Raw genomic sequence first — 5,276 nt, forward strand, 5'->3', positions numbered from 1 at the left:
CAGGGGAGGTGCGCACCAAATTCCTGGTTTTTCGGCGGCCAGGTTTGGAAAAGCCTAGGTCGGCGGGGGTACGGGAGGGAATGTGGTGCGCGCGACAAGGGAGTGAGTGCCAAAGGACGCAATTCCTCGTGTGGGTGAGGACAAAAGCCCAGGTCGGCTGCGAACCGGAAGGGAATTAGGCGCGCAGTTCAGGCAGTGGGGGTGAACTTTCGGGCGAAAAGCGCGCAAACACTATACAAAGTGTGGGCCAGGCCACTAACCTGCCCGATATGACACACAGCACATTCACTGCCCAGAGTGGGTCGGGCAATAGCTCCAGTGAAGCCATGATTGACCTAGCGGGCGTACAGAAGCACTTCGGCGACTACCACGCGCTCCGAGACATCAACCTTACTGTGCCGAAAGGCCAGGTAGTGGTGGTGCTCGGGCCGTCGGGGTCGGGGAAGTCGACGCTGTGCCGCACGATCAACAGGCTCGAAACGATTGACGAAGGCACCATCACCATTGACGGGGTCCCGCTGCCGGAGGAGGGCAAGGCTCTTGCGAAGTTGCGGGCGGACGTCGGGATGGTGTTCCAATCCTTCAACTTGTTCCCGCACCTGACCATCAAGGACAACGTGACGCTTGGTCCGTTGAAGGTGCGGAAGCAGGGGAAGGGGGACGTCGAGAAGCGGGCGATTGAGCTGCTGGACCGCGTGGGCATCGCGAATCAGGCGGACAAGTACCCGGCGCAACTGTCGGGTGGACAGCAGCAGCGCGTCGCGATTGCTCGGGCACTCGCCATGTCACCCAAAGTCATGCTTTTCGACGAGCCCACCTCCGCCCTCGACCCCGAAATGGTCAATGAAGTGCTTGATGTCATGGCCAACCTCGCCAACGAGGGGATGACGATGCTCGTGGTCACACACAAAATGGGCTTCGCCCGGCGCGTCGCAGACCGCATCATCTTCATGGCAGACGGCTCGATCATCGAAGACGCCACACCCGAAGAGTTCTTCACCAACCCGAAAACCGACAGGGCGAAAGACTTCCTGGCCAAAATCCTGGCCCACTAACCGAAAGGACAACACCATGAACATCCGTTACGCCGCACTCACCGCCGCGCTCTCCGCTGCTGCCGCAACCCTCGTCGCCTGTGGCGGCGGTGCCGGCGAAGGCACCGACCTCCTCAGCCAGATCGAATCCGGCCAGGTCACCCTGGGCACCAAGTACGACCAGCCTGGCCTCGGCCTGCGTAACCCGGACGGCTCCATGTCCGGCCTCGACGTCGACGTAGCGACCTACGTGGTCAACCACATCGCGAAGGCGAACGGCTGGGCAGAACCGACCATCACCTGGCGCGAAAGCCCATCCGCACAGCGCGAAACCCTCATCCAGAACGGCGAGGTCGGCGCCATCGCGGCGACCTACTCCATCAACAAGGGCCGCTCCGAATCCGTCAACTTCGGCGGACCATACCTGGTCACGCACCAGGCGCTCCTCGTCAGCAACGACAACACCGACATCAAGGGCCTCGAGGACCTCGACGGCAAGATCCTCTGCTCCGTCACCGGCTCCACCCCAGCCCAGAAGGTCAAGGACGCCCTGCCAGGCGTGCAGCTCCAGGAGTACGACACCTACTCCTCCTGCGTTGAAGCACTCCGCCAGGGCAACATCGACGCCATGACCACCGACGCCACCATCCTGCTCGGCTACTCCGCCCAAACCCCAGGCGACTTCAAGGTCGTCGAAATGACCAAGGACGGCAAACCATTCACCGACGAGTACTACGGCATCGGCCTGGCAAAGGGCGACACCGCAGGCACCGACGCCATCAACAACGCGCTCAAAGAACTGCAAACGTCCGGAGAGTTCGACGCCCTCGTCAATAAGAATCTTGGCGGCGACGACGCAGTCTCCGCAGGCACCCCCGGCGACCTCTCCTTCATCGAACAGTAAGACCCCCTAAGGCAGGAACATCATGTCCACACTCTGGTCCGACCTGGGCCCGCAGCTCTGGGCAGCCTTCTGGCTGACCATCAAGCTCACCATCTACTCAGCAATCGGCTCCATGATCGTGGGCACGATCCTCACCGCGATGCGAGTCGCACCCATCCCCGTGCTGCGCGCGATGTCGACGTTCTACATCAACGTCGTGCGCAACACACCGCTGACCCTCATCATCATCTTCTGCTCCTTCGGGCTCTACCAAAACCTCGGCATCACGCTTGCCGATAGAGAGTCCCCGACGTTCCTGGTAGACAACAACTTCCGCCTCGCCGTGCTCGGATTCATCATCTACACCTCAGCATTCGTCGCGGAATCCCTGCGCTCCGGCATCAACACCGTCCACTTCGGACAAGCCGAAGCCGCCCGATCCCTCGGCCTCAGCTTCGGCCAAACATTCAGCAACATCATCTTCCCCCAAGCCGTCCGCGCAGCCATCGTGCCACTCGGCAACACGCTCATCGCGCTGACGAAAAACACCACCATCGCATCCGCAATCGGTGTTGCCGAAGCATCCCTCCTGATGAAATCCACCATCGAAAACCACGCCAACATGCTCTTCCCCATCTTCGGGATCTTCGCACTCGGCTTCATCATCCTCACCCTGCCAACCGGCCTCGCCCTTGGCGCCCTCTCCGAACGCATGGCGGTGAAAAAATAATGAGCGTCCGCGCAACAGTACTTTACGACGTCCCCGGCCCCAACGGCCGCCGCACCAACCGCATCCTCACCGGCATCAGCCTCGCCGTCTGCCTCGTAATTGCCGCATGGGTCCTCTGGAAACTGCAGGCCAACGGGCAACTCGCCGCCGCGAAATGGACCCCGTTCCTCAACTCCCAAACCTGGACCACCTACATCCTCCCTGGCCTGACGGGCACCCTCAAAGCCGCGGTGGCATCCATCCTGCTCGCGCTGGCCGTCGGCATCCTCCTCGGCCTAGGCAGGCTCTCCCGCAATCGTTTTGTTCGTTGGGTATGTGGCGTCATCGTCGAGATCTTCCGAGCCATCCCAGTGCTCCTCCTCATGATCTTCGCCTACCAACTCTTCGCCATCTACCACCTCGCCCCGCCAAAGCACCTGGCGTTCGCCGCCGTTGTCTTCGGACTCACCATGTACAACGGGTCCGTCATCGCCGAAATCCTCCGCTCCGGCATCAAAAGCCTCCCCAAAGGACAAACCGAAGCCGCCGAAGCACTCGGCTTGACCTACCCGCAAACCATGCGGACCATCCTGCTACCCCAAGCCATCGCAGCCATGCTGCCAGCCCTGATCGCCCAAATGATCATCGCGCTCAAGGACTCCGCACTCGGCTACCAAATCGGCTACGTCGAAGTGGTCCGCTCCGGCATCCAAAGCGCATCCGCCAACCAGAACTTCCTCGCCTCGCTGGCCGTCGTGGCCATCATCATGATCCTCATCAACTGGGGACTCACCGTCCTCGCCCAACGCGTCGAACGCCAACTGCGCGCCGGCCGGGCCCGCCGCAACATCTTCGCCAAGGTGCCCGAACTCGCCGACCAGGGGTTGGACACCAAGGACAACGTCAACGTCGACTGGCACGACCCCGACTACGTGGAGATCCGGAACCCGGACGAATAGGGGCTTGGTTTTTGGGGGTGCGCGCACCAAATTCCCGGTTTTTGACGGGCGCGTTTTGAAAAGCCCAGGTCGCTGGGGGCTGGTGAGGGAATGTGGTGTCGCGTCAGAGAATGCGAGTGACAAAGGACGCAATTCTTGCTGGGGGAGGGGGTAAAAGCCCAGGTCGCGAAAATGGGGTTGCGTGCTTTGGCACTGAGGCGAGGGGGAGTGCACCAAATTCCCACACTCAGAGTTGGCGACCTGGGGAAACGCCGAAGGCTTTTCTGGAATCAAGGAATGTGGTGTACGCGAGGATCGGCAATGCACCAAATTCCTGGATTCTGGCAGCCGGGTTTGAAAAAGCCCAGGTCGCTGGGGGCTGGCGAGGGAATGTGGTGCGTGGCTAGGAGAGGAGGGCGTCCACCAGGTCGAGGGCGCCCTCGACGGAAAACTCCTCGGGTCGGTTCGCTTTGTGGGTGGAGTAGGCGTCGATAATCTGGCGCCACCTGCGAGGAATCCCCTCCTCCCCGTACACCGCGCCCAAGAACGCGCCGGCGATCGCGGCGTTTGTGTCCGTGTCGCCGCCCATCCCGACAATCGCGACGAGGTCCTCCTCGAAAGAGGCACCGTTCGCGACGAAATAGCACACAATATTCCAGGCGAACTGCACATACCCCATGCGATGGCTATAAACATCCACGGGAAGGTGCTGCATAAACTCCCTAATTGTCGACGCCTCATCCCCAGCCGCCGCGAGCAGCGCCTCGCGAGGATCCTCACCACTGATCGTGCGTGCGAGCGCCTCACAGTACATACCGTTGATGACTACCGGGTACTCGTTGGGGTGAGTGAGGCGAGCGTCGGTGCGGGCGTGGTCGCCGGCGAGCTGCGGGTCGTGCGCGTACGCGATGGCGATCGGGCTGACCCGCATCAACGCGCCGTTCGACTTACTGACCGCATTCGGCGCAAACGGCGGCCGAAGCGCAGCCGCACACGTATTACCGATATCCGGCGGGAACGACGCCGCCCACCGCACATACGACTCGAACACGTCCTTTTCTTCATACCCGCCGCAGCGCACCATGCTGCGGGCAAGCGCCAGCGCCAGCTCAGAGTCGTCGGTGGCCTGGCCCGGCGCGACATTGAACGGGCCGCCGCCAGTGAGTTCGCGGACGCCGTCCGGGAACCGGGAGCGAATCTGCGCGGGGGAGGAGAACTCGACGATCGCGCCGAGGTTATCGCCAATGATCTGGCCGTACATGGCGCCGCGGGCCCGCGTGCGTAATGACTGATCCATGAGGGGTTCCTTTCTCTGGTGGTTGCTGGGGGCCATCGGGGGTTGCAACCATCAGGATACGAACGAGACCCGACACGGCAGGCGTATTAGGCGAAACTATGTTCGGGGTTGGGGTACCAGTGCCAGAGGACGCAATTCCTGTTGGGGGAGGGGATAAAAGCCCAGGTCGTGAAAAGGGGGTTGCGTCCTTTGGCACTGGGGTGAGGGGGAGTGCACCAAATTCCCTCTCGTGGTGTTGACGACCAGGGGAAACGCCGAGGCGCCCTCTCAAACGCTTTATGTCAAGTTGTTGTGAACGTGGTTGGATGTTAGATCGTGATGGGTTGTGGGGGTGGGGCGGTTTGGGTGGTGGTGCGGATGATGCTGACTTCTGCCGGAATGCCTGTGCCAGCTGCGGTGTTCGGAAGTTGTGTGA

General features: G+C 61.6%; 5 protein-coding genes. 4 read left to right on the forward strand and 1 reads right to left on the reverse strand.

Features of this window, described 5'->3' with window-relative positions; all coding sequences use genetic code 11:
• Positions 1-326 precede the first annotated feature (326 nt).
• Genes gluA through JMN37_RS11090 form a run of 4 tightly spaced genes read left to right on the forward strand, consistent with a single transcriptional unit; the run spans position 327 to position 3,585 of the window.
• Positions 327-1,055, forward strand: a complete 729-nt coding sequence (gene gluA, locus JMN37_RS11075) for a glutamate ABC transporter ATP-binding protein GluA (RefSeq protein ID WP_252932185.1) — start codon at positions 327-329, stop codon at positions 1,053-1,055.
• Positions 1,056-1,071: 16 nt separating this feature from the next.
• Positions 1,072-1,938, forward strand: a complete 867-nt coding sequence (locus JMN37_RS11080) for a glutamate ABC transporter substrate-binding protein (protein ID WP_252932182.1) — start codon at positions 1,072-1,074, stop codon at positions 1,936-1,938.
• 22 nt (positions 1,939-1,960) lie between these two features.
• Positions 1,961-2,647: a glutamate ABC transporter permease GluC gene (gene gluC, locus JMN37_RS11085; RefSeq protein ID WP_071569626.1), complete on the forward strand. Its 687-nt coding sequence runs from the start codon at positions 1,961-1,963 to the stop codon at positions 2,645-2,647.
• Complete coding sequence (locus JMN37_RS11090) at positions 2,647-3,585, forward strand: amino acid ABC transporter permease (protein WP_252932183.1); 939 nt, start codon at positions 2,647-2,649, stop codon at positions 3,583-3,585. The genes gluC and JMN37_RS11090 overlap by 1 nt, the downstream gene beginning before the upstream one ends.
• Before the next feature lie 382 nt (positions 3,586-3,967).
• Here the strand turns inward: JMN37_RS11090 and JMN37_RS11095 are convergent, their stop codons facing one another.
• Positions 3,968-4,861 carry an ADP-ribosylglycohydrolase family protein gene (locus JMN37_RS11095; protein ID WP_252932184.1) on the reverse strand — a complete coding sequence of 298 codons (894 nt, stop codon included), beginning with the start codon at positions 4,859-4,861 and terminating at the stop codon, positions 3,968-3,970.
• Positions 4,862-5,276 lie beyond the last annotated feature (415 nt).

The organism is Corynebacterium lipophilum, assembly GCF_024102595.1.
Taxonomy (GTDB): Bacteria; Actinomycetota; Actinomycetes; order Mycobacteriales; family Mycobacteriaceae; genus Corynebacterium; species Corynebacterium pseudogenitalium.